At 46.4% G+C, this 24,977-nt stretch carries 25 protein-coding genes; 4 read left to right on the forward strand and 21 right to left on the reverse strand.

Annotated features, from left to right (window positions below):
• Nucleotides 1-88: 88 nt before the first annotated feature.
• The 6 genes from flgG to flgB all read right to left on the reverse strand — a co-directional run bounded on the left by flgG (nt 89) and on the right by flgB (nt 4,502).
• Nucleotides 89-871, reverse strand: coding sequence for a flagellar basal-body rod protein FlgG (gene flgG / locus O1Q74_RS13155; RefSeq protein WP_271873703.1), 783 nt, complete (start codon nt 869-871; stop codon nt 89-91).
• Between the two features lie 27 nt (nt 872-898).
• Complete coding sequence (locus tag O1Q74_RS13160) at nt 899-1,654, reverse strand: flagellar basal body rod protein FlgF (protein WP_271873704.1); 756 nt, start codon at nt 1,652-1,654, stop codon at nt 899-901.
• A gap of 21 nt (nt 1,655-1,675) precedes the next feature.
• Nucleotides 1,676-2,878, reverse strand: a complete 1,203-nt coding sequence (flgE, locus tag O1Q74_RS13165) for a flagellar hook protein FlgE (RefSeq protein WP_271873706.1) — start codon at nt 2,876-2,878, stop codon at nt 1,676-1,678.
• 75 nt (nt 2,879-2,953) lie between these two features.
• The gene (flgD, locus tag O1Q74_RS13170; RefSeq protein WP_271873708.1) at nt 2,954-3,637 is read right to left on the reverse strand and encodes a flagellar hook assembly protein FlgD; all 684 of its coding nucleotides are present in this window, start codon (nt 3,635-3,637) and stop codon (nt 2,954-2,956) included.
• Nucleotides 3,638-3,652: 15 nt separating this feature from the next.
• Nucleotides 3,653-4,057, reverse strand: coding sequence for a flagellar basal body rod protein FlgC (flgC, locus tag O1Q74_RS13175; protein WP_271873710.1), 405 nt, complete (start codon nt 4,055-4,057; stop codon nt 3,653-3,655).
• Nucleotides 4,058-4,085: 28 nt separating this feature from the next.
• Nucleotides 4,086-4,502, reverse strand: a complete 417-nt coding sequence (flgB, locus tag O1Q74_RS13180; protein ID WP_015840802.1) for a flagellar basal body rod protein FlgB — start codon at nt 4,500-4,502, stop codon at nt 4,086-4,088.
• 164 nt (nt 4,503-4,666) lie between these two features.
• Between flgB and flgA the strand changes: the two genes are divergently transcribed.
• From flgA to O1Q74_RS13195, 3 genes are all read left to right on the forward strand, one after another.
• A complete protein-coding gene (gene flgA / locus O1Q74_RS13185; RefSeq protein WP_271873713.1) occupies nt 4,667-5,335 on the forward strand; it encodes a flagellar basal body P-ring formation chaperone FlgA in 669 nt (222 codons plus the stop codon).
• A gap of 141 nt (nt 5,336-5,476) precedes the next feature.
• Nucleotides 5,477-5,773 carry a flagellar biosynthesis anti-sigma factor FlgM gene (gene flgM, locus O1Q74_RS13190; protein WP_271873715.1) on the forward strand — a complete coding sequence of 99 codons (297 nt, stop codon included), beginning with the start codon at nt 5,477-5,479 and terminating at the stop codon, nt 5,771-5,773.
• Between the two features lie 5 nt (nt 5,774-5,778).
• Nucleotides 5,779-6,213, forward strand: coding sequence for a flagella synthesis protein FlgN (locus tag O1Q74_RS13195; protein WP_271873716.1), 435 nt, complete (start codon nt 5,779-5,781; stop codon nt 6,211-6,213).
• Between the two features lie 43 nt (nt 6,214-6,256).
• On the opposite strand, the gene O1Q74_RS13200 is transcribed toward O1Q74_RS13195, so the two are convergent.
• The 15 genes from O1Q74_RS13200 to O1Q74_RS13270 form a co-directional block, all read right to left on the reverse strand.
• Nucleotides 6,257-6,655: a flagellar protein FlhE gene (locus O1Q74_RS13200; protein ID WP_271873718.1), complete on the reverse strand. Its 399-nt coding sequence runs from the start codon at nt 6,653-6,655 to the stop codon at nt 6,257-6,259.
• 17 nt (nt 6,656-6,672) lie between these two features.
• Nucleotides 6,673-8,757: a flagellar biosynthesis protein FlhA gene (flhA, locus tag O1Q74_RS13205; protein WP_271873719.1), complete on the reverse strand. Its 2,085-nt coding sequence runs from the start codon at nt 8,755-8,757 to the stop codon at nt 6,673-6,675.
• Nucleotides 8,750-9,901, reverse strand: a complete 1,152-nt coding sequence (gene flhB, locus O1Q74_RS13210) for a flagellar biosynthesis protein FlhB (RefSeq protein WP_271873720.1) — start codon at nt 9,899-9,901, stop codon at nt 8,750-8,752. Before flhB ends, flhA begins: the two co-directional genes overlap by 8 nt.
• A gap of 241 nt (nt 9,902-10,142) precedes the next feature.
• On the reverse strand, nt 10,143-10,787 hold the full coding sequence (gene cheZ / locus O1Q74_RS13215; RefSeq protein WP_225085094.1) for a protein phosphatase CheZ: 645 nt from the start codon (nt 10,785-10,787) through the stop codon (nt 10,143-10,145).
• Nucleotides 10,788-10,796: 9 nt separating this feature from the next.
• The gene (gene cheY, locus O1Q74_RS13220) at nt 10,797-11,186 is read right to left on the reverse strand and encodes a chemotaxis response regulator CheY (RefSeq protein WP_271873721.1); all 390 of its coding nucleotides are present in this window, start codon (nt 11,184-11,186) and stop codon (nt 10,797-10,799) included.
• Between the two features lie 38 nt (nt 11,187-11,224).
• Entirely contained in the window at nt 11,225-12,277 is a 1,053-nt protein-coding gene (locus O1Q74_RS13225) for a protein-glutamate methylesterase/protein-glutamine glutaminase (protein WP_180742564.1), read from the reverse strand.
• The gene (gene cheR, locus O1Q74_RS13230; RefSeq protein ID WP_014915918.1) at nt 12,277-13,149 is read right to left on the reverse strand and encodes a protein-glutamate O-methyltransferase CheR; all 873 of its coding nucleotides are present in this window, start codon (nt 13,147-13,149) and stop codon (nt 12,277-12,279) included. Before cheR ends, O1Q74_RS13225 begins: the two co-directional genes overlap by 1 nt.
• 607 nt (nt 13,150-13,756) lie before the next feature.
• Nucleotides 13,757-15,442 (reverse strand): methyl-accepting chemotaxis protein, encoded by a 1,686-nt coding sequence (locus tag O1Q74_RS13235; protein ID WP_271873723.1) that lies wholly within the window; start codon nt 15,440-15,442, stop codon nt 13,757-13,759.
• Nucleotides 15,443-15,577: 135 nt separating this feature from the next.
• Entirely contained in the window at nt 15,578-16,075 is a 498-nt protein-coding gene (gene cheW, locus O1Q74_RS13240; protein WP_271873725.1) for a chemotaxis protein CheW, read from the reverse strand.
• Nucleotides 16,076-16,106: 31 nt separating this feature from the next.
• Nucleotides 16,107-18,110: a chemotaxis protein CheA gene (gene cheA / locus O1Q74_RS13245; RefSeq protein ID WP_442953143.1), complete on the reverse strand. Its 2,004-nt coding sequence runs from the start codon at nt 18,108-18,110 to the stop codon at nt 16,107-16,109.
• A 39-nt stretch (nt 18,111-18,149) separates the two neighbouring features.
• A complete protein-coding gene (motB, locus tag O1Q74_RS13250) occupies nt 18,150-19,202 on the reverse strand; it encodes a flagellar motor protein MotB (RefSeq protein ID WP_271873726.1) in 1,053 nt (350 codons plus the stop codon).
• Entirely contained in the window at nt 19,199-20,086 is an 888-nt protein-coding gene (gene motA / locus O1Q74_RS13255; protein WP_271873727.1) for a flagellar motor stator protein MotA, read from the reverse strand. The genes motB and motA overlap by 4 nt, the downstream gene beginning before the upstream one ends.
• Before the next feature lie 132 nt (nt 20,087-20,218).
• A complete protein-coding gene (flhC, locus tag O1Q74_RS13260; protein WP_271873729.1) occupies nt 20,219-20,797 on the reverse strand; it encodes a flagellar transcriptional regulator FlhC in 579 nt (192 codons plus the stop codon).
• 3 nt (nt 20,798-20,800) lie between these two features.
• The gene (flhD, locus tag O1Q74_RS13265) at nt 20,801-21,151 is read right to left on the reverse strand and encodes a flagellar transcriptional regulator FlhD (protein ID WP_015840816.1); all 351 of its coding nucleotides are present in this window, start codon (nt 21,149-21,151) and stop codon (nt 20,801-20,803) included.
• A gap of 809 nt (nt 21,152-21,960) precedes the next feature.
• Nucleotides 21,961-22,893 carry a DMT family transporter gene (locus tag O1Q74_RS13270; RefSeq protein WP_442953089.1) on the reverse strand — a complete coding sequence of 311 codons (933 nt, stop codon included), beginning with the start codon at nt 22,891-22,893 and terminating at the stop codon, nt 21,961-21,963.
• 311 nt (nt 22,894-23,204) lie between these two features.
• On the opposite strand from O1Q74_RS13270, the gene O1Q74_RS13275 reads away from it, so the two are divergent.
• Entirely contained in the window at nt 23,205-24,926 is a 1,722-nt protein-coding gene (locus O1Q74_RS13275) for a methyl-accepting chemotaxis protein (RefSeq protein WP_271873733.1), read from the forward strand.
• The last annotated feature ends 51 nt before the right edge of the window (nt 24,927-24,977 follow it).

A 24,977-nucleotide genomic window follows, 5' to 3' on the forward strand; every position in this document is an offset into this window, starting at 1 on the left:
CCATCATCATCCCGTTAAACACTGTCTATACTGCCCAACATCAGGCTACCAGAACCCGCTATCGCGCCTGGCATTAGCGGATTACCCATTACAACTGGGTCAATTTCTGCAACATTTGGTCAGAAGAAGAAATTGCTTTACTGTTGATCTCATAGGCTCTCTGAGTCTGAATCATCGATACCAATTCCTCAGCCACGTTGACGTTGGAAGTTTCGACATATTTTTGATACAGCAGACCTGCGCCATTCAAACCTGGGTTTGTTTCATTCGGCGCACCTGAGCTCGCGGTTTCCAGATACAGGTTTTCACCCATGCTCTCAAGACCACTATCATTAATAAAGGTTGTCAGTGTAAGTTGGCCAATCTGGTTTGTTGCCGTCTGCCCCTGAACCTTAACGCTGACAATACCGTCACGACCGATATTCAATTCCGTCGCATTTGCGGGAACGGTAATGGCTGGCTGAACCTGATAGCCACTAGACGTCACTAACTGGCCGTTGCCGTCAAGCTGGAATGCACCGTCACGCGTGTAAGCCGTTGTACCATCAGGCAACTGCACCTGAAAGAACCCCTGACCTTTAATCGCAACGTCCTTAGAGTTACCCGTCTCGGAAAACGTCCCTTGAGTATGAATACGCTCTGTTGATACCGGGCGAACACCAGTACCTAACTGCAAGCCGGACGGCAGCATGGTTTGCTCTGAAGACTGAGCTCCGGGCTGACGAACGGTTTGATACATCAAGTCTTCAAATACCGCGCGCTGACGCTTGAAACCGTTGGTGCTGACGTTTGCCAAGTTATTGGAAATAACGTCCATATTGGTTTGCTGAGCATTTAAGCCGGTTTTTGCAATCCACAAAGAACGGATCATTTATTCACTCCTGTGCGCACCCGGCGCTTAACTCATTGCTAATATCTGATTAGCGCGTTGTGCATTATCGTCGACGCTGCTAATGACTTTCATCTGCATTTCAAAACGACGAGCATTAGCAATCATATCGACCATAGTATCGACCGTGTTCACATTACTGCCCTCAATCACCCCCGGCATGATACGCACAGAGGGGTCGTTTTGCAGAACATTACCACGTTGCTGCTGAGCCTGTTGTGTCAAGCGAAATAATCCGTCATCAGACCGTTCGACTTCTTGCCCGGTAGCCTTGACGAGCTTCAAACGCCCCAATTGAGCAATTGTATTTGGCGGATCCCCTGCATTAAGAGCGGAAATCGTGCCATCAGGAGAAATGCTGATCTGAGCCTGCGGCGGCACGTCAATCGGCCCACCGTCGCCCATCACAATACGCCCTTGGATGGTCAGTTGCCCATCAGCATTGATCTCCATATTACCATTACGGGTGTACGCTTCACCGCCATCAGCCGTCTGCACGGCTAACCAACTCTCTTTCGGTAAAGCGACATCCATTGCACGACCCGTATAATTCATCACGCCTTCGGTCATATCAGCACCAGGCGTAGAGGCAACAACCAGCGTACGGGTAGGCAATGTCAGCCCATTGACCGGTACAGCACGCAGTGCTGAGAGCTGTGCCCGGAACCCCGGCGTTGAGGCGTTCGCCAAGTTGTTCGCAGTAATCGCCTGCTTTTCCAATGACTGGCTCGCGCCACCCATTGCCGTATAAATCGCGTGATCCATGCAATGTCCCCGTTAGGATAATTAACGCAGGCTAACCAGCGTTTGCAGAATGGAATCCTGCGTTTTGATGGTTTGCGCATTCGACTGGTAGTTACGCTGCGCAACAATCATGTTGACCAGCTCTTTACTCAGATCAACGTTCGAACTTTCGGTGGATTTGCCGATCAGCTTACCCAGGCTCCCAGAACCTGCCAGACCAACTACCGCCTGACCAGAACTTGCTGTTTCAGACCAAGCGTTATCACCTTCAGGTGACAAACCTTCTGGGTTGGCAAAGCTAGCCAGCAGGATCTGACCCAGCGCCTGTTTCTGACCGTTACTATAGCTACCTTCGATCGTGCCATCATCATTGATAGCAAAACCGGTCAGCGATCCTGGAGCAAAACCGTTCTGGGTTGGGCTCTTATAGCTATATTCTGTATTTTGCTGCACGCTGCCAGTCAAATTAAGCGTAAACTTCCCATTCGCCGCACCGTTAGTCCCGGTGAGGTCGATATTGAAAGGTGTATGCCCCGTTAACGCACCATTAGAAGCAAAGTTCAGTGTTCCTGCATTTTGATAAACTGCTGGGCTAACAGAGTCATCCTTGGCATAAGTTTGCCAAGTATTATCTGCTGTTTTAACAAAGTACAGCGTGAAGTTGTGCACATTCCCCTGACTATCATAGGTTGTCAGCGCAGTCTTACTGTTATACGTACCTTCAGCACCAGGCGTTGTAGCCCAGGAGCTCGTTGGAACCGAATCTGAAGATTTCAGGTTAGCGATAATTGACGCCGTTGTTGTTTGGCTCGCCAACATGTCTCCATCCGGAACAGTCAGCGGTACTGGGTCGGCACCCGTTTGAACAACTGGCGGCGTTCCCGCAGTCGGATACCCGGTTAATTGCATCCCCTGAGCGTTAACGATATTACGACCGTTCAGCATAAACTGACCATTACGGCTGTAATAGATGGAACCATTGGTATCTTGCAGACGATAAAAACCGCCGCCGCTGATCGCGATATCCAGATCTCGTGAAGAGGAAGTTACGGTACCATTGCCGAAATCTTGCAATACCGATGCAACCTTCACACCCATACCCACTTTAGAACCTGCAAACATATCGGCAAATGTGACAGTACCGGATTTAAAACCCACTGTTGCTGAGTTAGCGATGTTATTACCGATAACATCCAGGTTATTAGATGCCGCGTTTAAGCCACTGACCGCCTGAGAAAAACCCATGTCGTTCTCCAGATGAATTGATTAAGTCATATTCCAGGTCGTGCGTTTCACTGGAATAATGTGAAATTTATAGCGTTACAGAATCTGCCTGACATCGTCCATGGTGGCTCTGCCACGCAGTCCTAAATCCAGCAAGGCACCGCTCTCGCCGCGAACGACACTATTGACCACCGCATAACTCAATGGTTGAACAACCTGCTGTGCGCCACCCGTACTGGCAGCGACAGTGAAGGTATAAGCCCCATCAGGTGCAACCGAACCATCAGAAAGCTTACTATCCCAGTTGAATGAGTGAACACCGGCAGAAAGCGTACCTAGTTCGATAGTACGGACGGCTTTACCCGTCGCATCATTAATGGTGACGGTAACCACTTCTGCGGCTTTCTCCAGTTCCACACCAAATGGCGTGCTGGTTTCTTTACCTACAAGAATGTCTTTTCCTGGAATCATGACACTATGCCCAATCAGCGTTGTTGCCTGCATAGATTGGTTGTTATTGATCTGGCCAGAGATAGAACCCAGTGTGGTATTCAATTTTTCAATGCCGCTCACCGTATTGAGCTGAGCAAGTTGGCTTACCAACTGATCGTTGCTCATCGGGTTCGTCGGATCCTGATTCTTCAACTGCGCAACCAGAAGTGTCAAAAACTGATTCTGTAGGTCGGCACTGCTGTTCTTCTCTATCGTCGATGTCGACGAAGCACTCGATGTACTCTGTGTTTTCGTTGCCGAGGAAGTATCATTAATGGTTACAGACATTATTTCGTCTCCCGATTATTGCCCGATCGTTAACGTCTTCAGCATCATCGATTTTGTCGTATTCAAGACTTCGACGTTTGCCTGATAACTACGTGATGCAGAAATGGTGTTTACCATCTCAGCTACTGGGTCAACATTCGGCATGCGAACGTACCCCTGTCCATCCGCCAGCGGATTACCCGGTTCATAAACCAGACGGGCAGGCGATGGATCGTCAATAACATTCGCAACGCGCACGCCGCCCGTTGACTGTCCAGGAGAGGCATTCACTTCGAATACAACTTGCTTGGCACGATAGGGTTCGCCATCAGGGCCCGTTACGCTGTCTGCATTAGCAAGGTTACTGGCACTCACATTCAGGCGCTGAGATTGCGCTGAAAGCGCTGAGCCTGAAATTTCGAATATGTTTAATAACGACATGAATCTTTACCTTCCCATCGCGCTACGATCATGAACCTGACTGCAAGACTGACATCATGCCTTTAATCTGTCCGCCCAGAACGGTCAGGCTGGTTTGATATTTCAGGCTATTATCGGCAAAATTAGTGCGTTCCCGGTCCATATCGACCGTATTACCGTCTAATGCAGGCTGATCGGGTACGCGATAGAGCAAATCAAGTTCCGGCGGCTGAAAATTCTGTGCTGGTATATGCCGTACAGACGTTGTTTTCAGCGCGATACCCGTACCGTTCACCCGCCCTTGCTCCATGGTTTTACTGAGCTGGCTGGCAAAATCGATATCCCTGGCCTGATAGCCTGGCGTATCCGCATTAGCAATATTCGCGGCCAGAATTTCCTGCCGCTGGGCACGCAAGTTCAACGCTTCCTGCTGAAACCGCAACGAGGCGTCTAATTTATCAAGCATGCTCCCTCCGCAAGTTAGAATTTGGAGTAGGTAGGATAATTCTCATTATGGCTATGCCATCGAACGAATAGACACCAAATGCAGCGCTATTTATTGCCTTAACCTTACGCTGACATGGTTACACTTATGCCCGACATAATCGGAATCAGGAGAGCTGAACTGGAATGAAAACAATCTATTATTATCTCTGCCTGGCGACGTCCTGTTTTTTCATCCTGTGTACATCTGTCAATGCAAACGACCTTCCGGCACAGATTAATCAATTTTTTGCCTCACGCTTTCAAGGAAGCACGAATACCGTTAACGTTGTGATAAAATCACCAGAATCGCAGTGGCCACAGTGTGAAGCTCCCCAGATTACATTGCCCGGGAATACGAAAATGTGGGGTAATGTGAGCCTATCTGTACGCTGTGGACAGCAGCGCCGCTTCATCCAAACCGAAGTTCAGGTAACAGGGAATTATGTCACTAGTTCACGACCGATAAACCGTGGAACAACGCTGACGGAAAAAGATATTCGTTTAACAAAAGGCAGGCTCGATTTATTACCGCTGCGCCCTATACTGACGTTACAAGGTGCCCAAGGGGCGGTGCTTTTACGCGATCTTACCCCTGGACAGGTTATTACCGCTTCCATGATCAGACGCGCCTGGGTTGTAAAGGCAGGTCAGTCGGTGCAGATTATCGCTCAAGGGGAAGGTTTCACGATTAATGGTGAAGGAAAAGCCATGAATAACGCCGCAACCGGACAAGCCGTCAGAGTCAGAACGGCAAATGGACAAATAGTCAGCGGAATCACGAGCGAAGATGGGATTATTCTGATCTCTCAGTAATTAATTAAAGATTTGCTCATGTTTGCCGATGATACTTACATAGTCATTACTGCCGATGTTTTAAAACTGAACACCAATGTGGCGAGCATTCTGTAACACATTGATGATTAACTGTTTATCCTCAAATCAGAGAGATGTATTATGAGTATTGATCGCACACAGTCACTGAAGCCGGTCAGTCAAGTTCAGCAACGTGAATCTAGCGATATCGCGAAAACCAAACGCAAACAGGCTGAAGCTCAATCTGAAGTCAGCGCAACGCAGGTAAAACTGAGCGACGCGCAGGCAAAATTGATGCAGCCAGGTACGCAAGACATTGACATGAACCGCGTTGAAACCTTGAAACAGGCCATTCGTGATGGCTCACTTAACATTGATGCCGGAAAAATTGCAGATGCGTTGCTTAAAGAAACGCAGGATTTTTTAGCAGGTAATTAACACTTATGGAAAATCTGCAATCTATTCTGGAGCAACTGCTGGATAACCTGCATGAGCTTGATGGGGTTATGTCTGAAGAGCAAACATTACTTTGCGCAGGCAATATTAACAGTATTGCTCTGCAACAAGTGACAGAGAAGAAAACATCCTTGCTGGCAACAATGCAGCATTTGGAAACACGACGTCACGCAATCGAATCAGCACTTAAGCTGCAAGCACCTTATGACGGTATTGAAAAGCTGTCTGCTTACTGGCAGCAGGTTCAAGAGGTAACCAGACGCTTGAATGATCAAAATAAGCACAATGGTCTTCTGCTTGGTCGGCATATTGCGTATACCAATGAAGCCATAAATATACTGAAGCCCCGTCACCAGGGACTGTATGGTCCTGATGGTCAGTCTAAGGGGGTAACAGTAGGCGGCAGGAAAATCACACTCTAAAAGTCTCTGTATTTCAGCAGAGACTTCTCATCATTTAAATCAGCTACTTATAATTTACCGCAATATCGATCGTTCGAACGCTGAATGTATGATTAATGCGTCCATTCCCTGCAATGTAATAGACAAAACGAAACTCATTGTTAGCCGACAATCCCTCAAATGCCTGAGTTTGTCCGTCACCACTTCCGCCTAAATCAACACAGCGCTGTGGCGACTGTGAACAGAGTTTAACGACAAGCCCAGAAGGTATAGTGGAATCAATGAGATGCCGCCAATATATTGTCGTAATAGTTTCATCTGGCTTAACAATAATGTTAGGATAAAAAGGTGATGTCGTAACCATTTCGCCGCGGTAATCAAGCTTTATTCCAGGCTGGCTTCCGTTCCAACTACCTGGTGTCGCAATGGCACAAAATGGAAGCGTCAGCACAGCTACTGTCATAAAGCGTGTCCCCCTCCTCATTTCTGAGCTTCTCCTATAATCGATGTCATACGGATCTGGCGATGGTCGCTGATTTCCAAATTAGAAAGTACAGCCATGTTCGGCAAGCTACGATGCAGGAACCGAGCAAGTAAAGCACGTAAAGCGTGGTTCACAAGCAGAACTGGCGGAGCCCCCAACATTTCCTGCCGCTGTAGCGCTTGTTTCGCCTGCTCAAGCAGACGATCGGCAAGCCCTGGTTCAAGGCCGCCTCCCCCCTGAAGCGCCTGCAACAGAAGGCGCTCCAACGATCCTTCCAGACCGATAACCTGAAGCTCACTGTTTCCTGGGAACCACTGCTGAGTGATAGCACGACCCAAAGCAACTCGAACCACCGTGGTAAGCTCATAAGGATCTGGCTGTACTGGCGCATGCTCAGCTAATGTCTCCATAATAGTGCGCATGTCCCTAATAGAAACTCTCTCGCTGAGCAGATTTTGTAAAACCTTGTGCAAGGTCGTTAACGTCACTACACCAGGAATAAAATCCTCTGTCAATTTTGGCATTTCCTGCGCAACACGATCCATCAATTGCTGAGCTTCTTGTCTTCCAAATAGTTCACTGGCGTGTAATGCAATTAAGTGGTTCAAGTGTGTCGCCACCACGGTACTTGCCTCTACGACCGTGAACCCCTGAGCTTGAGCCTGATCTTTTAGAGCATTATCAATCCAGACCGCTGGCAACCCAAATGCAGGATCCTGCGTGATATCTCCAGATAAAGAGCCAACCGCATTACCCGGATTGATCGCCATCCAACGACCAGGGTGAGCCTCACCGCTCCCTATCTCAACGCCCTTCATCAATATGCGATAGCTGGCAGGTTGCAGCTCCAAATTATCCCGGATATGGACAACTGGTGGTAAATACCCCATTTCCTGAGCAAACTTCTTCCTGATACTACGAATTCTGCCCAATAATTCGCCATCTTGCTGCGCATCAACCATTGGGATCAAGCGATATCCCACTTCCATACCCAGCGGATCTTCAAGTTGTACATCAGACCAGTTGGCTTCAATAATCTGATGCTTTTCCATCGCTGCTGGTATAGGTTGCATCTCGGGTTCTTTTTGCTGTTCACCACGCATCCACCAGGCAAGCCCTAACAAAGATGCAGTAAATAGCAGAAAGACAAAATTAGGCATTCCGGGAACCAGCCCAATAAGCCCAATGACAGCCGCACTCAACACCATAACACGTGGATTGTTGAATAGCTGAGTGACCATCTGTTGGCCAACGTCCTGATCGGTGCTCACGCGAGTAACAATAACGCCCGCTGCAGTAGAAATAATCAGAGCAGGGATCTGAGCAACCAGACCATCGCCAATAGTCAACAGCGTGTAGCTTTCTGCTGCCTGCCCTACTGGCATGTTGTGCTGTGCGACGCCAACGATCAATCCACCAACAATGTTGATGACCATGATAATCAGTCCAGCGATTGCATCGCCGCGCACGAATTTACTGGCACCATCCATTGAACCGTAAAAGTCTGACTCCTGCGTTACCTCAGCACGGCGTTTTTTCGCCTCTTCTTCACCGATTATCCCAGCATTAAGATCGGCATCGATAGCCATCTGCTTGCCTGGCATACCATCCAAAACAAAACGGGCACCAACTTCAGCGATACGTCCAGCACCTTTAGTGATAACCATGAAGTTGATTAAGACAAGAATGATAAAGACCACAATACCTATGGCGAAATTCCCACCAACCAAAAAGTGGCCAAACGCTTCAACAACCTTCCCAGCTGCAGCAGTACCGGTATGACCTTCCAGTAAAATAATACGGGTAGATGCAACGTTGAGTGACAACCGCAGTAACGTAGAAAACAACAGGATCGTAGGGAATGCAGCAAATTCCAGCGTCCGTTGAGTAAACATCGCGACCAGCAATACCATGATGGATAGTGCTATGTTGAAAGTAAATAACAGATCCAGAATAAATGGCGGCAGCGGCAATACCATCATAGAAAGTATAAGCAGGATCAGTATAGGTCCGGCTAATATTTGCCATTGAGCACCTTTCATATTACTCGGTAAACGAAGCAAAGAAGCCAAATTAGCCATCAGTAGTATTCTCTTTAGCAAAATCCAGTGCATCCGGCACTGGTAGATGTTTCGGTTTTCTAGGAATTAATCCGCCTTCCCGCTTCCAGCGTTTCAGTTGATAAACCCAAGCTAAGACTTCTGCAACAGCAGCATACAACGCGGCCGGAATGTGCTCTCCGATTTCGGAATGACGAAATAGCGCTCGTGCCAACGGTGGTGCCTCTAAAATAGGAACGCGATGTTCAGCTCCCAATTCACGAATACGCAACGCGATCTCGCCGCCCCCTTTCGCCACTACTTTCGGCGCATTCATTTTTTTCTCATCATAACGTAATGCTACTGCATAATGTGTTGGGTTAGTGACAATCACATCAGCCTTAGGCACATCCGCCATCATTCTACGCTGAGCAATGGCTCTCTGCTGCTGACGAATACGACCTTTAACGTGAGGGTCGCCTTCGTTCTGTTTATGTTCATCACGAATTTCCTGCTTGCTCATCCGCAATTTTTTGATGTGGCTCCAGACTTGCCAAAACACATCAAAAGCAACCATCGGAATAAGGCCCATGATAATGAGAAAGCCACACATTACGGCCAATTCAAGAGCATCGCCTAATGCTGCAATCGGCGCTTCGGATACCAGATGCAATATTTTCGGCCAGTTATGAATCAAGAACAAGGTACTAATGATCCCGACCATGACGGATTTCAATATTGCCTTGAAAAGCTCAGCCAGTGATTGGGCGGAAAACAATCGTTTCAGCCCAGAAATAGGATTTAACTTTTTGAAATCAACCTTTAATGCCTTGGTACTAAATAATATCCCACCAAGCAGCAAAGGCGCAGACAGTGCAACCAACACAGCCCCTAGCATAATAGGCATCAACGCCGATACGGCCTGACGCAGTAATGAGCCAACATGCCGTAGCATCTGAGTATCATCACCAATCGTTGCGTAATCGAAATTTAACGATTGTGAAACAATTCTGGCCAATCGACCAGCCATCGCATCACCTCCCACCCACAAAATAGCCAATCCGGCGATCATCATAAGAACAGAGGTCAGCTCTCGCGATCGTGGGATCTGGCCTTCTTCACGCGCCTTTTCCTCCTTTTGGGGTGTGGGGGCTTCTGTTTTTTCCAGATCGCTATCTTCAGCCACTGTGGCATTCCTGTTACGACTTTTGGGATACGAATTCGCTGCCTAGCATGACAAATGCGGGAAAGTTTTATGGCTGGAACAACGAGAAAAACCAACTCTTCTTTAACGAATAGTAAGTATAAAAGGGTGGGAAAAACAAGTTTAGCTATTTATGGCCATAGCACTGGCCATAAATAGCAGAGCAAAAGTGCTCGCAACCTTTTTCAAAAAAAGATGGCTCTTTTTTTTGATGCAAGGTTCATTAGAATCCGAGGCTATCCAGAAGGTCATCGACCTGATCCTGATTAGCAACGATACCTGCTGCACCTTTATCCAATTGAGGCCCGTTCAACAGACCATCATTTGCACGCTTAGGTGCATCTGGTTTTTCTGGAATATTTTCCAACAATACCATCAGTAGTTGTTTTTCAATTTCCTGAACAACATCCATCATACGCTTGATGACCTGACCGGTAAGGTCCTGGAAATCCTGCGCCATCATAATTTCCAACAATTGAGCATTGGTAAATGAGGTATGCTGTGGTACGTCTTCAAGATAGCTACGCGTATCCGTCACTAATTCACGCGCATCAGCCAGTTCGATTGGGTTTTCAAACCATTCATCCCAACGAACTTTCAGAGATTTAGCATCAGCTTCCAGTTGGTTCTGACGTGGTTGTGCAGCTTCTACACAGCTCAGAGCACGCTCCGCCGCTTGCGCAGTCATTTGGACAACATAGTCAAGACGATCGCGGGCATCAGGAATAGCCTCTGCAGCTTCTGCTATCGCATTATCCAGACCCAACTCTTTCAAACTGTCGCGTAGCATACGGGTCAATTGACCGATACGCGAAATGATCTCGGTTGCTGAAGCAGTGTCGTTCACGGACGGCATATGTGGCGTCATAAGATCCCCTTACATACCCAATTTTTCGAAAATCTTACTCAGTTTTTCTTCAAGGGTAGCTGCAGTAAATGGTTTAACTACATAGCCGCTAGCACCCGCTTGTGCTGCAGCGATAATATTCTCTTTCTTCGCTTCTGCCGTTACCATCAGCACAGGAAGGCTGGAAAGTGCACCATCGGCACGGATAGTCTGCAACAGTTCCAGTCCGTCCATATTGGGCATATTCCAGTCAGAAATGACGAAATCAAAAGCACTAGCGCGAAGCTTGTTCAGAGCATCAGCGCCATCTTCTGCCTCTTCTACGTTATTAAAGCCCAGTTCCTTCAGCAGGTTACGGACAATTCGGCGCATCGTCGAAAAATCATCCACTACCAGAAATCTGAGTTCTTTATCGGCCATACCTACTCCTAAAATATTTATTGCTCACCAAGAGCTGCTTATATACGTAATGCCTGTCCGGCAGAGATTTGTGCCAACATGCGCTGGCTCACCTGGTGCAAATCCACCACTTCATCAACGCCACCCATAGCAATCGCTTCACGTGGCATCCCGAAAACCACACAACTTGCTTCATTTTGGGCCAGAGTATAAGCACCAGCCTGATGGAGTTCCAACATGCCAGCAGCCCCATCATTCCCCATTCCAGTAAGGATTACCCCTACGGCATTTCGCCCGGCGTATTGTGCAACCGAACGGAATAACACATCGACTGACGGACGATGCCGATTAACGGGAGGTCCATCATTTAAACGTACCTGATAGTTTGCTCCGCTACGCGCCAGTTCAAGATGGCGAGCTCCTGGGGCAATATAGGCATGGCCAGGAAGAACACGTTCTCCATCTTCTGCCTCTTTCACCGTAATCTGGCACAGCTTGTTCAACCGCTCGGCAAAAGATTTTGTAAAGCCTGGCGGCATATGCTGTGTAATCAGTAATGCAGGGCTTGTCGGCGGCAGTGGCTGCAATACATGCCGTATCGCTTCCGTACCTCCTGTCGATGCGCCTATCGCGATCAATTTCTCACTACTGAGCAATGGCATATGCTGAATAATTTTTGTTGGCTCTGCCGCTGTACTACGCTGCGGAAGGCGTGCCTTCGCAGCCATGCGAATTTTTTCCGCAATCAGTTCGCTGTACGCTAGCATCCCCTCACGAATACCTAATTGAGGTTTGGTGACAAAGTCAATCGCACCAAGTTCCAAAGCGCGCAGCGTAATTTCCGATCCTTTCCCCGTTAACGATGACACCATCACAACCGGCATTGGGCGCAAGCGCATGAGCTTCTCAAGAAAATCCAATCCATCCATACGCGGCATTTCAACATCTAGCGTTAATACCTGAGGATTGAATTTTTTAATCAAATCACGAGCAACTAATGGATCTGGCGCAGTCGCGACAACTTCCATATCGGAATGGCTATTAATTATTTCAGTCATGATCTGACGCATAAGGGCAGAATCATCAACGCATAATACTCTTATCTTGCTCATTATCTTTCCTTAGCCAGCCCATATACAGTTTGCCCACGCAAATAGAATTCGCGACTGATCTGGCTGAAATTCTCTGAATGCCCGGCAAATAACAATCCACCCGGCTTAAGCATCGGGACGAATCGACGGAGAATACGCTCTTGAGTTTCTTTATCGAAATAAATCATCACATTACGACAAAAAATAGCATCGAATGGCGCAGGAACGGACCAATCAGGCGCGAGCAGATTTAATTGTTGGAAATGTACCATTGATGCAAGCTCAGGACGAACGCGCACCAAACCACTATGTGGCCCAGTACCGCGTAAGAAGAATCGCTGTAACTGCTGTGGTGAAAGAGAGCGCAACTCTTCCTGACGATAAATACCTGCCGTTGCCTTTTCTAATACCTGAGTATCAATATCACTAGCCCATACCTGACAACCACTCGCTTTATTACCTAAGACCTCAGCAAGTGTCATCGCTAACGAATAAGGCTCTTCCCCTGTAGAAGCCGCAGTACTCCAGATAGTGTAGCCATTTGGGCGTTTTCTGGCATGCTCAGCCAATATAGGAAAATGGTGAGCTTCACGGAAAAATGCCGTTAGGTTAGTGGTTAACGCATTAACAAAAGCTTGCCATTCAGCACTGTTAGGATCTGATTCTAATAGCGCTAGATACTGACCGAAATCATTGATTCCAAGCAAACGTAGACGCCTAACCAAACGGTTATAAACCATTTCGCGTTTGTGATCGGCTAGAACAATGCCGGCGCGCTGATATATTAATTGGCTGATTCGCCGGAAATGAGTGTCCGACAACGGCAACCGATCAACCATCTGCGTCAGAATAGAGGCCGATTCGGGGCGATTTTGCGATGGTGTACTTTTCATATCAAACCGCTCGAATAGTGTTTTTTTGCTATGGTTTTTTTCAATCTGAACTTTCCTTTACAGCTAACGCAGGTTTTTTATTGTCATTCGTCAATTGCTCATCATATTACGATTAAAACTGACACTGTATTGGTAATACACACTACAAGTTCTACAAATAGAACCGGCCAACGTGTTCGTTCTACCAAAGCCACATGCTGTCGGGTGGCATTCTCCCTTTCATCACAGCTGCGCTACCTGCTTTATTCTTTGGCCTTAAACCAAAGTCTGACTCAGCTCACCATATCCATAACATAAGTTACAGATTGAACAATACCATGAATTACTCTACTTCAAAGTACCAAGTGCTATATCACTTATAAATCCCAAGCACACAGCGATAAATTATAGGAGTAAGTAATCGCCCAGCTACCTACACATAAGCGGCTGGGGATTAGCTTAGTAACAGCACCCTACAGCTTAGTATTTATATCCCTATCATACTTCAAGCTGCTTGTACGTTAGAGTTCCTTACTCACCCCAATCACATACTTGAGCATGCTCTTGGGAATTCGCTGTGTCGCCACCGTCATACAACTCTAATTATTTAGGGTATATACGGTTTTTATCAGAACGTTTCCCAATTATCATTGGATGAACTTCCTTTCGCTTTTTTACCGCCATTTGCTGATGGCGCCAGTAATACAGGCTTTTGGCCCGTCGTTGCGGGTGTCGTTCTTCTAAAAGAACCTGCATCTTCAGACAGACGGAATACAGCAACAGCCTGATTCAGCACTTTCACCTGTTCTTCCAGAGCAACCGCTGCGGCCGCCGACTCTTCGACCAAGGAGGCGTTTTGTTGCGTTACGCGATCCATTTCAGTCACCGCCTGACCAACCTGATCGATACCTTTACTTTGCTCATCTGAAGCTGAGGCAATTTCGCCCATGATATCTGTTACACGAGTGACCGCGCTGACGATTTCTCCCATCGTCTCGCCTGCACTTTCAACCAGTACAGAACCTTCATCGACCCGGCTGACAGAATCTTCAATCAGACTTTTAATTTCTTTCGCAGCCTGAGCACTACGCTGTGCCAAATTACGCACTTCGCCTGCAACAACCGCAAACCCACGGCCTTGCTCACCTGCTCTGGCAGCTTCAACCGCCGCATTGAGCGCAAGAATGTTGGTTTGGAAAGCAATACCATCAATCACACTAGTAATATCGGCAATTTTTTGCGAACTTCCAGCGATATTGTGCATGGTTTTGACAACATTATCGACGACCTTACCGCCCTTTTGCGCCGTCTCTGACGCACTCAGCGCCAACTGACTGGCCTGACGCGCATTTTCCGCATTCTGCTTAACGGTTGCGGTCAACTGTTCCATACTTGCTGCGGTTTCTTCCAGCGAGGCAGCCTGCTGCTCGGTACGCGAAGAAAGATCGTTATTTCCGGCGCTAATTTCTGTTGCACCGGTATAAATCGCATCAGCCCCCTGTCGAACTGCACTAACCGTTGCAACAAACTCACTTTGCATATGGCGAATACTGTCAGCCAGGATCCCCATTTCATTGCTGCTGTGAAAGTTAGTTGTTTTTGTCAAATCACCTTTCGCAATTTGACGAATGTGTTCAACAATATTATTTAGCGGCCTGATTAATAGTTGTTGAATACCAATCCAGGAAATCAGAGCTAACGCAAAAACCAACACGATAATGAAACCAAGGATCCACAGCGCTGCGTCGTAAGCTTCATCGTTTTTCGCTATACCAGCCTGATAAAGCTTATCGCTTTCAGCTTTATAGGCATAATACGCCTTTTCAAAATCATCCTGAAAACGCTGTGTCGGTTGCTCAATAAATTTTTTAAATTCCCCTGCATTCAAAAACTGAATTAATTCGGTTAACGCACCATTCAGAGCCACATAATTCTCTTTTACTCCCCGAGCGATACTTTCATCCTGACGAGCATCTTGTGGCACTTTTTCATAACGGGAGAAAAAATCGTTTGCTACGGACAATTGCTTTTGAGCCGAAGCCAAAAGCTCTTTCCCACCCACACCCGCTCCCGTACCGCTTGCATCGAGCGCAAAACGCGTACCCGCGCGGTTAAGTGTATTACGGGTCTGTAATAAATATGACCATGCAGAATCGAGCTCGGAACGCTTCTGATTAATCACCTGCGTTGAGCTGAAGATATCCTTATCATTTTTTAATGCACCGAAGAATAAACCACCAGAAATAAGCTGAAGAGCTCCAAACAACACCAGTACAAGCATCAAACCTGTGACAACTTTTATACGGTTAAACATATAACGCCTTTTGAGTAGACCAACCACCGATGATATCGGCATTATTTTGGATATCTTTACGAATTTCTGAATAGACAAGGATATGGCTAAGGAAGGTTTTCGGGGCCACTTTCGTAGCCCCTGAAGGCCGATAGATTAGGCTTTCAATACGCTATCAACCAGCGCCATTTCTTCGCTGCTCAACAGTTTTTCGATATCAACCAAAATCAGCATTCTCTCGCCCAGAGAACCCAAACCAGTCAGGTATTCCGTTGAAAGGGTTACGGCAAACTCTGGTGCGGAGCGAATTTGGTCTGCGGTCAATGACAACACATCAGACACGCCATCAACGACAATACCAACAACACGCTGACCAAGATTCAGAACAATCACAACGGTGTTGTCATCGTATTCAACATCTTGCTTGGCGAATTTAATACGCAAGTCAACGATCGGTACAATGACACCGCGCAGGTTGGTAACACCTTTGATGAAGGAAGGTGTGTTGGCAATGCGCGTTACCTGGTCATAACCACGAATTTCTTGTACTTTTAAAATATCAACGCCGTACTCTTCGTCACCCAGCGTAAAAATCAGGAATTCCTGTCCTACTGTTTCGCCAGTTAATTTCGTGACGCTTGCAAGTCCAGTCATGTTTTCCACCCTTTATTAACGATCTATTTTATTAAGCAGCAGTTTCAACCACACGCTTTTCACGATTAAGCGCTTGTAACGCCGAAACATCCACAATCAGCGCAACGCTGCCATCACCAAGAATGGTAGCGGCTGAAACGCCTGGTACCTTGCGATAATTACTTTCCAGATTTTTAACGACGACCTGATGTTGCCCAATCAACTGATCGACCAACAAGGCATAACGTCGGCCAGCACTCTGCAGGATCACGACTATACCCTGAGTAGCATCCGTTTTAGCACCATCCACATCAAAAATATGAAATAGCTCAACGAGAGGTAAATATTCACCACGAACTTGCAGTACACGCTCGCCACCGGCTAATGGGTACAGGTCTTCCGATTGAGGCTGCAGGGATTCCATTACAGCATTAAGCGGGAGAATAAAGACTTCGTTGTTAACTTTAACGGACATACCATCGAGGATGGCTAACGTTAATGGTAACAAGATTCTGATAGTCGTACCTTTTCCAGCCTGGAAGTGGATTTCAACATGCCCCCCCATTTCCTGGATATTCCGCTTAACCACGTCCATGCCAACACCGCGGCCAGAAACATCTGTGACCTTCTCTGCAGTAGAGAAGCCAGGAGCAAAAATCAACATGCCCACTTCTTCATCAGACATCGTGTCGCTCACGGCCAACCCTTGAGACAGAGCTTTAGCCAGAATTCTTTCGCGGTTGAGCCCTGCACCATCATCGATAACTTCAATACAGATGTTACCACCCTGATGTTCTGCAGAAAGCGTCAGGTTACCCACTGCAGATTTACCTGCCGCAACGCGTTTATCTGGAGATTCGATGCCGTGATCGAGACTATTACGCACCAAGTGTGTCAGAGGATCGATAATACGTTCGATCAAACTCTTATCCAATTCAGTCGAACTCCCCATCAACGTTAGCTCAACCTGCTTATCCAATTTAGCTGCCAGGTCACGAACCAAACGAGGGAAACGGCTAAATACATATTCCATTGGCATCATACGAATGGACATGACAGATTCTTGCAGATCGCGAGCGTTACGTTCTAACTGCCCCATACTATTGAGCAAGTCACCATGCGCGACAGGATCGAGTTCGCTTGAGCGTTGTGCGAGCATAGATTGTGTAATAACTAACTCACCAACGAGGTTGATAAGCTGGTCAACCTTCTCAACCGCTACACGGATACTGGTATCACCGGTTTTTGCTTTATTTTTTCCATTTTCCGGTGCAGCTTGTGGTTTTGCAGCACCTGGCGCAGACGCTACGACTGATGCTACCGGTGCTGGTGCTTCGACAACAGCCAACGTCTCCACTACTTCAGCGACAGCAGGTTGGCTGACAACGGCAGATTTAAAGCTGATTTGCTCAGGTTCAAGAACAAAACACAGAACAGCACTAATATCGTCTTCACTTTCAGACGTGACCAATGTCACTTCTACGCTAGTGTCTGTCTGGTGAGGGTCTTTAACGGTTCCCAGATTGCCAAGCTCTTCCAGCATCTGAGGTATTTCCTGAGATTTCAGGCCGGTTAGTGCAATACGCATTTCACCTTTACCTGCAGCGTTTGATGTAGGGCTGGCAGTGTGCGGTGTTGCAACCGGAGCCTCAGCCAAGGCAACATCATCATCAGCTTTAGACTCCAAAGCGAGCTGGCGCAGAGCCTGACAGATATACTCAAAGCTTTCAGCATTGGGTTCCTGCGCGGTTTTATAAGCGTCCAACTGATCCTGCATAATGTCTTTTGTTTCCAGAAACAGGTTGATGATATCGGTGCTAAGACGCATTTCTCCGCGTCTTGCCCCATCGAGTAGGTTTTCTAAAATGTGTGTAGTTTCCTGCAATACTTTAAAACCGAACGTGCCTGCACCTCCTTTGATTGAGTGAGCGGCTCGGAAAATCGCATTCAACTGCTCAGTATCAGGCTCTGACGGATCCAACAATAATAAATGTTGTTCCATGTCTGCCAGTAATTCATCTGCTTCATCAAAGAACGTTTGATAGAAAGCACTCATGTCCATGCTCACGTGGTCACCTCTGCTGTGAATCGCGGCTTATTGAGAAGGCGTCGCCTGACTATCGGGCGCAGCAGGCAACGTGGTGGTTGGCTGTTGGCGCTCTGGAGCAGGAACTCCATTAGCTGGAAGTGGCGATGCCCCACCACTTCCACTCGTATTCTTATCACTATTTTCGGCAGCCGGAATGGTAGGTTTAGGCTTATCCAACTCCATATTTTGTAAATTTTCCACCTTGTCTATATTTACAGCAGAGCTTTCTGCGTTTTCTTCTTCAATATCCTTTTGAGCCTGTCTGCTCAATACCAGCAAACTGATGCGTCGGTTAATCGCATCATTTCCACTTGTCGCCTGTTTGAGGTTCATTGTTGCAGCCATACCCACTACGCGCAAAACTTTTCCATCAGACAAACCACCAAAAATAAGCTCTCGGCGTGATGCATTGGCACGATCTGCAGACAATTCCCAGTTACTATAACCACGTTCCCCTGTCGTATACTGAACATCATCAGTATGGCCTGAAATACTCAATTTATTAGGAAAATCGTTCAGGATTGGCGCTATTGCACGCAGGATATCTCGCATATAAGGTTCAACCTGTGCGCTCCCGGTTTTAAACATTGGGCGGTTTTGACTATCGATGATTTGGATACGTAAGCCTTCATCGATCATTTCAATTAACAGATGTGGTCGAAGTGCACGCAGCCGAGGATCGGCCTCAATTAACTGATCCAGACGTTCACGCAATCTATTGAGTCGAACCTCATCCAGTTTCTTTTCCACGTTATCTGTCTTGATGGCCTTTTTCACTTCACCATCTTGCTGGGTTGGATCGTTTCCTCCGCCAGGAATCGGGCTGGAACTGTCACTTGATTTAGAGCCCGAAGTTAGCGCGACCTTGAGTGGAGTGCGGAAATACTCTGCAATTTGGGCGAGCTGCATTGGTGTAGAAATTGCTATAAGCCACATTACAAGAAACAATGCCATCATTGCTGTCATGAAGTCAGCGTAGGCAATCTTCCAGGAGCCACCATGGTGGCCTCCATGACCAGACTTACGCTTTTTGCGAATAATGGGATGTTGATGTTTCATGCGTTACTGTCCGACGCTTGCTGAGTCGGCGATTTTACACGACGAATATGCTCTTCCAATTCGGTAAAGGAAGGGCGCTCCGTGGAGTACAGCGTTTTACGACCAAATTCAACGGCAATTTGTGGGGCATAACCATTAAGGCTCGATAGCAAAGTGACTTTAATACACTGCAATACTTTGATTTTTTCTGCATTTTTATGACGCAGTAACGCTGCCAAAGGTGAGACAAAGCCGTAAGCAAGTAGGATACCCAAAAAGGTTCCTACCATCGCATTGGCAATCATCATCCCCAGTTCAGCGGCAGGACGATCAACGAAAGCCAGTGAGTGAACGACTCCCATAACAGCAGCTACGATACCAAATGCCGGAAGACCGTCCCCCATTAGCGTCAAGCTCGTCGCAGGCACTTCGCTTTCATGTTCAATCGTTTCAATCTCTTCGTCCATCAGCGTTTCAATCTCAAACGCATTCATGTTGCCGCTGACCATCAAACGCAAATAATCGGTGATAAACTCAACAATGGTATTGTCAGCAAGAATATTCGGATAGCTCGAAAAGATTTCACTCTCACGAGGGTTATCAATATCAAACTCCAGGGAAAGCATACCTTGCTGACGAGATTTGGCCATCACACGAAAGAGTAAGGCCATGAGATCCATATATAATGCTTTATTGTACTTGGAACTTTTGACCAAAAGGGGGAAGGCTCGTAGCGTGGCTTTTATCGCTTTTCCTGTGTTACCCACGATGAAAGCACCTACTGCCGCACCGCCGATAATAATCAGTTCCGCAGGTTGGTAAAGCGCCCCCAGGTGCCCACCAACCATGAGATAACCGCCAAGTATCGAGCCAATGACAACGATATAACCCAATATAACCAGCACAAGGAATCCTTAAGTAAAAAAGTGGACGGAAGGCGAGATAAAACTGCGGAGCCGTAGCCAGAAAATTTTTTAGGAAGAAATCTATCACTGCCGTCACGACTAACAATGATAGATTTACAAATCGCTACAGGCTCAGACTGCGTGTTTTACCTGTTCATCCAGCAGTTGAGGTATTATATCGGCAAGATTTTGCGAAAGTTTACGCTTTTTTACCGCTCTGGAAGGGGGTTGGCATAAACTACAAACAAAACTGTTTTTAGGTTGATGAGCATGAGTAATGAACATCCCTTTGCAGCAATTGCATGACGACAGTTGCAGCATACCGCTGTCAACAAACCGGACTAATGTCCAGGCACGCGTCAATGCCAACAGTGGAGAATCGCTCTGTGGTGCACACTGTTCGAGATAAAGCCGGTAAGATTTAATCACCGCTTCAACACCACTGCACTGCCCATTCTTGATTAAAAAGCTGTATGCGTTGTAGAACATTGATGAATGAATATTTTGTTCCCAGGTCATAAACCAATCCGTTGAAAAAGGCAGCATTCCCTTTGGCGGCGGGCTTCCTCTCAGCTCTTTGTACAGTTTAATCAAACGCCCGCGACTTAACTGAGTTTCACTTTCTAACATCTGTAAACGAGCGCCAAGCGAAATGAGTTCCATTGCTAATTGGATATCTCTCGCTTCCTGAACAATACTTTTCTCCGCCATTACTTATGCCCTTTTCTTAGGCAGGTTTTCTTCTTTCGAAGTTAACTGTTGTAATAAGTGACTCGATAAGAGAATCCCCGTATGAATTTGCTGTAAGTCATCCACACGTGATTCCTGAGTCAACACTTTGATTGTATTGTGATCGTTAAAACGGAAATGGCATATCAGTTGGTTAGTTTCTGCCAGCTTCACCATCTGCGGTAAAGTCAGTTGCATCAAGGTATCTGCCATCTCGTCATTGATTCCAAGACGAAACATTGCAGAAGCTTTTTCATCATTAATTAAGCGTTGCGCCAGTAACAAATAAGACAGATTAATGTCATAAATGTGTTTGAGTAATTCAGAGGTACCCATATTTCCCATCCCGACAGGCTATGTTTAAAACATAAGTTAGGTGATAGACCATATCGCCCAGTTCGAAAATCACTCTCCATTGATGGCATAAAAAACTATCGGTGCCAGATACTGCGAGTTACTGCTTCATCATTTCTTATTCGGGCAATCGTTACTTGCCAACTTTACGCATCACGCTGCGAATCCGTTCATCCGTTGCTTTTTAGTCCCATCCTGAAGACCCACCCTAACCAAAGCATAGGATTAATCCTAAAACAGCACAACTGTACCGCCTAATCCGTAGCACATACAACGTAACTGAATAATAATTTTGACCATTATGTGATGCAAATCACAAAAACAAAAGAATTATGAGCCAGACACCCTCTGGTCAGATCACTTTTGTGCCTACTCTTACCCCAAAAAAGCGCACTAAACGTTACAAAAAAGAGCTTTGGAAAGGATAAAAAAGAAACAATTTGTTTGCTATGTAAATGATAGATATAAAGAAATCAATTTCATCTAAACCGTATGCCGTTATGTAATTTTATACCTTTCACGAAAAACTTACACTTTTTACCCAAAAAACTCTTAACCGCATGTTCTGAAGCAAAATTTATCTCTCTTCTGCCAAAGCACTTCTGCAATGACAACAAAACATATAGATATGACAGGAAAATGTAAGAAAGAATATATTACATTGATATTAAAGAAATTAGTGAGCGATTGGGGCTAATTGGAAATGCTGTAGCATGAAGTCGTTCTACTCTCAAACTTCACGCTACAGATCATATCTTCAAGGCGCTATATGGGTTGGTTGGCTGAGACATTTACCGATCACTTTTCACAACCCGGTTAACCAACCAAATACCTGAACAGACCAGGACGAGTGCAAAGAAATATTTCCATTCCAGAATGCTTTCATTAAGGAACAGCGCTGAAAGCAATGTGCCAGATACCGGGATGAGAAAATTAAATGGTGCAACCATACCGACTCGATTATATTTCAGCAGTTGGCTCCATAATGAAAAAGCGACTGACGAGAGCAAAATAAGATAGCCTAGCATCAGTATCGCTTTCCAATCTGGTATGATGAGTGTCCCACCTGTACAGTATCCCGATATCGTTAAAATGATCCCGCCAATAGCCAGTTGATAACCGGTCATTACCGTTGGATCCATCGTTTGCGATATCCACTTACCATATATAGTAGATGCTGACAAAATAAATGCTGCAATAACAACGAATCCATCGCCCAACAATGTAAAACCGATGCTCATTCCGTTACTGTTGATATTAACGACCATCACACCAGCAAAGCCTAATATACAGCCAATTAGCTTGTTGATATTTAACTTATCATTTTGGTATAAATAATGAGCAAGCAGCACGCTGAAAAAAGTACTGGTTGCATTCATGATCGAACCTTTAACACCCGTGGTATACGCCAGACCGATATAGAAAAAAACGTACTGCAGTGATGTTTGGAATATTCCCAGGATGCTTAGCTGGACTAACTGCCCACGCTGAAAACGCCCGATAGACCGCCCACTTAACACAGCAAGCCCCAGCAGCAGCAACCCAGCAAACGCGAACCGGTAGCCTGCAAAAACGAGTTTTCCAGGAATATCATTATCTGCAATGTGAAATAGCTCATAACCATTTTTAATTGCGGGATAAGCACTTCCCCAGAGCAAACAGCATAATGTGGCGATAAAAAAAACCACTTTTTTATCAGAAAAAAAATGCGTACGCTTTTCCAAGAAAAATCCCTCCGAAGATAGATTCAACATAATAACGTTGAACCCCAGACAAATAAAGTTAGGAAACCATACTCTTTATTTTTTATTATCAATCTGTATAATTTCGCATCACGTATTTATCTTTTATTTTTAAAGCGTTAAAAACGTGATCGGGATCGCACCGAATTTGATTAAGGTTTCTCAATATATGCCGATTATCTTTTACAATTGGTTGTTTAGCTAATGGATTGTCACTAATGTAGACACTCAAACCTAAACGCCAATACCGCCACGAGCGGCATGGTAAATCATAAATTCCTGAGAATGAGCGAATGGATATGAAAATAACTTCAAGGTCTGAGCAGCACGTCGCGGCAGGTATGCTGAGCAATTTACGGCTAGTTCCTTTATTCGTTATTATTCTGGGTGGAATCATGCTGTTATTTGCAGCATCTATTGGCACATCCAGCTACTTTCTACAAAGCAGCAATCAATCATTAGGCGACGTTACACAAGAAATTGATACCCGAATGGGGATCTCAAACAGTTCCAACCACCTTCGTACCGCGCGTCTGTTGCTCATTCAAGCCGCTGCGGCTGCGCGTATTGGTGATTCTCAGGTCTTCAATGACAACCTGAAGCAAGCTGAACAGCGGCTGGAACAGTCAAAAAAAGCATTCCTTGTCTATGAAGAGCGTCCAGTTAAAACACCGCAGGATATGGCGTTGGATGGCGATCTACGCAAATCCTATGATGCTTATGTCAATCAAGGCCTTATGTTGATGCTCACTGCAGCAAAACAAGGGCTGTTTGAAGAGGTCATCACTCTCGAATCTGAAGAAACCCGGGTTTTGGATTTGGCCTATAACAAATATTTGTTAGAGGCTGTCGCTTACCGCACGCAAAGAGCGAAAGAATTAAACGAAACTGCGCATAAAAATGCGCTACTCGGGTATTCGTTGATGGGGGGCAGCTTTGCTCTGGCGACCATTTTAACACTTCTGACGTTCTTCCTTCTCAGAGGCATTCTCATCAAACCAATGAATCAGTTGGTGACGAGGATTCAACGTATTGCGCAAGGCGATCTGACTCAAATATCGGAGCGTTATGGCAGGAATGAAATCGGTACGCTAGCCAGCAACGTTCAGCAAATGCAGTCTTCTCTGGTCACAACGGTCACAACCGTTCGGGAAAGTGCAGATTCTATTTACCAAGGTTCAACGGAAATTTCCTCCGGTAACACAGACCTCTCCTCACGAACCGAGCAGCAAGCCGCAGCGCTTGAACAGACTGCGGCAAGCATGGAGCAATTGACTGCAACCGTGAAGCAAAACTCAGAAAACGCGCATCACGCAAGCCAGCTCGCGGCGAATGCTTCAGGAAAAGCCAAACAGGGTGGCGATATTGTTGCAAACGTCGTCAACACAATGAACAGTATTTCGGGGAGTTCAAAGAAAATCTCCGAAATTACCAATGTCATTAACAGTATCGCATTCCAGACAAATATTCTCGCGCTAAATGCGGCGGTTGAGGCGGCCAGAGCAGGAGAACAGGGGCGAGGTTTTGCCGTCGTCGCCAGTGAGGTCCGTAGCCTCGCGCAGCGTAGTGCGCAAGCCGCAAAGGAGATAGAAACGCTGATTTCCGAATCCGTCAACCTGGTCAACAGTGGTTCTGTGCTGGTTGATAACGCGGGTCAAACCATGAAAGAGATCGTCGATGCCGTCACTAACGTCACTGACATCATGGGTGAAATTGCCTCAGCATCTGACGAACAAAGCCGAGGAATTACTCAGGTTGGTCAGGCAATATCGGAAATGGACAGCGTGACACAGCAGAATGCTGCGCTTGTTCAAGAAGCCAGTGCAGCAGCCGCATCGCTGGAAGAGCAAGCCGCACTGCTGACCCGTGCTGTTGCGACATTTAAGCTATCCGGCCATTTATCAAGTGCAGCTTCCATTCCTGACAGGTCGAACACTCTGGCCTCGAAGGACCGTTCCTCACTAGCCCTCCCCCGTCAAACCAATACGAAAAACGGTAACTGGGAAACGTTCTAATACTGGATAGCCAATCCGCTACGAGCATTGTTCATACGGACAATGCTCGTC

The sequence above is a fragment of the Pectobacterium sp. A5351 genome (assembly GCF_028335745.1).
GTDB lineage: Bacteria > Pseudomonadota > Gammaproteobacteria > Enterobacterales > Enterobacteriaceae > Pectobacterium.

Excerpts from the sequence above, each read along its gene's own strand:
- O1Q74_RS13160 (WP_271873704.1), bottom strand. The coding sequence starts at position 1,654 with ATGGATCACGCGATTTATACGGCAATGGGTGGCGCGAGCCAGTCATTG.
- O1Q74_RS13225 (WP_180742564.1), bottom strand. The coding sequence starts at position 12,277 with ATGAGCAAGATAAGAGTATTATGCGTTGATGATTCTGCCCTTATGCGT.
- O1Q74_RS13275 (WP_271873733.1), top strand. The coding sequence starts at position 23,205 with ATGGATATGAAAATAACTTCAAGGTCTGAGCAGCACGTCGCGGCAGGT.
- flgD (WP_271873708.1), bottom strand. The coding sequence starts at position 3,637 with ATGTCTGTAACCATTAATGATACTTCCTCGGCAACGAAAACACAGAGT.
- flgE (WP_271873706.1), bottom strand. The coding sequence starts at position 2,878 with ATGGGTTTTTCTCAGGCGGTCAGTGGCTTAAACGCGGCATCTAATAAC.
- flgA (WP_271873713.1), top strand. The coding sequence starts at position 4,667 with ATGAAAACAATCTATTATTATCTCTGCCTGGCGACGTCCTGTTTTTTC.
- cheZ (WP_225085094.1), bottom strand. The coding sequence starts at position 10,787 with ATGACGCCACATATGCCGTCCGTGAACGACACTGCTTCAGCAACCGAG.
- flgC (WP_271873710.1), bottom strand. The coding sequence starts at position 4,057 with ATGTCGTTATTAAACATATTCGAAATTTCAGGCTCAGCGCTTTCAGCG.
- cheR (WP_014915918.1), bottom strand. The coding sequence starts at position 13,149 with ATGAAAAGTACACCATCGCAAAATCGCCCCGAATCGGCCTCTATTCTG.
- flhA (WP_271873719.1), bottom strand. The coding sequence starts at position 8,757 with ATGGCTAATTTGGCTTCTTTGCTTCGTTTACCGAGTAATATGAAAGGT.
- cheA (WP_442953143.1), bottom strand. The coding sequence starts at position 18,110 with ATGAGTGCTTTCTATCAAACGTTCTTTGATGAAGCAGATGAATTACTG.
- flgM (WP_271873715.1), top strand. The coding sequence starts at position 5,477 with ATGAGTATTGATCGCACACAGTCACTGAAGCCGGTCAGTCAAGTTCAG.
- flhD (WP_015840816.1), bottom strand. The coding sequence starts at position 21,151 with ATGGGTACCTCTGAATTACTCAAACACATTTATGACATTAATCTGTCT.
- cheY (WP_271873721.1), bottom strand. The coding sequence starts at position 11,186 with ATGGCCGATAAAGAACTCAGATTTCTGGTAGTGGATGATTTTTCGACG.
- cheW (WP_271873725.1), bottom strand. The coding sequence starts at position 16,075 with ATGACTGGACTTGCAAGCGTCACGAAATTAACTGGCGAAACAGTAGGA.
- O1Q74_RS13200 (WP_271873718.1), bottom strand. The coding sequence starts at position 6,655 with ATGACAGTAGCTGTGCTGACGCTTCCATTTTGTGCCATTGCGACACCA.
- flgG (WP_271873703.1), bottom strand. The coding sequence starts at position 871 with ATGATCCGTTCTTTGTGGATTGCAAAAACCGGCTTAAATGCTCAGCAA.
- flgB (WP_015840802.1), bottom strand. The coding sequence starts at position 4,502 with ATGCTTGATAAATTAGACGCCTCGTTGCGGTTTCAGCAGGAAGCGTTG.
- O1Q74_RS13195 (WP_271873716.1), top strand. The coding sequence starts at position 5,779 with ATGGAAAATCTGCAATCTATTCTGGAGCAACTGCTGGATAACCTGCAT.
- flhC (WP_271873729.1), bottom strand. The coding sequence starts at position 20,797 with ATGGCGGAGAAAAGTATTGTTCAGGAAGCGAGAGATATCCAATTAGCA.
- motB (WP_271873726.1), bottom strand. The coding sequence starts at position 19,202 with ATGAAACATCAACATCCCATTATTCGCAAAAAGCGTAAGTCTGGTCAT.
- O1Q74_RS13235 (WP_271873723.1), bottom strand. The coding sequence starts at position 15,442 with ATGTTTAACCGTATAAAAGTTGTCACAGGTTTGATGCTTGTACTGGTG.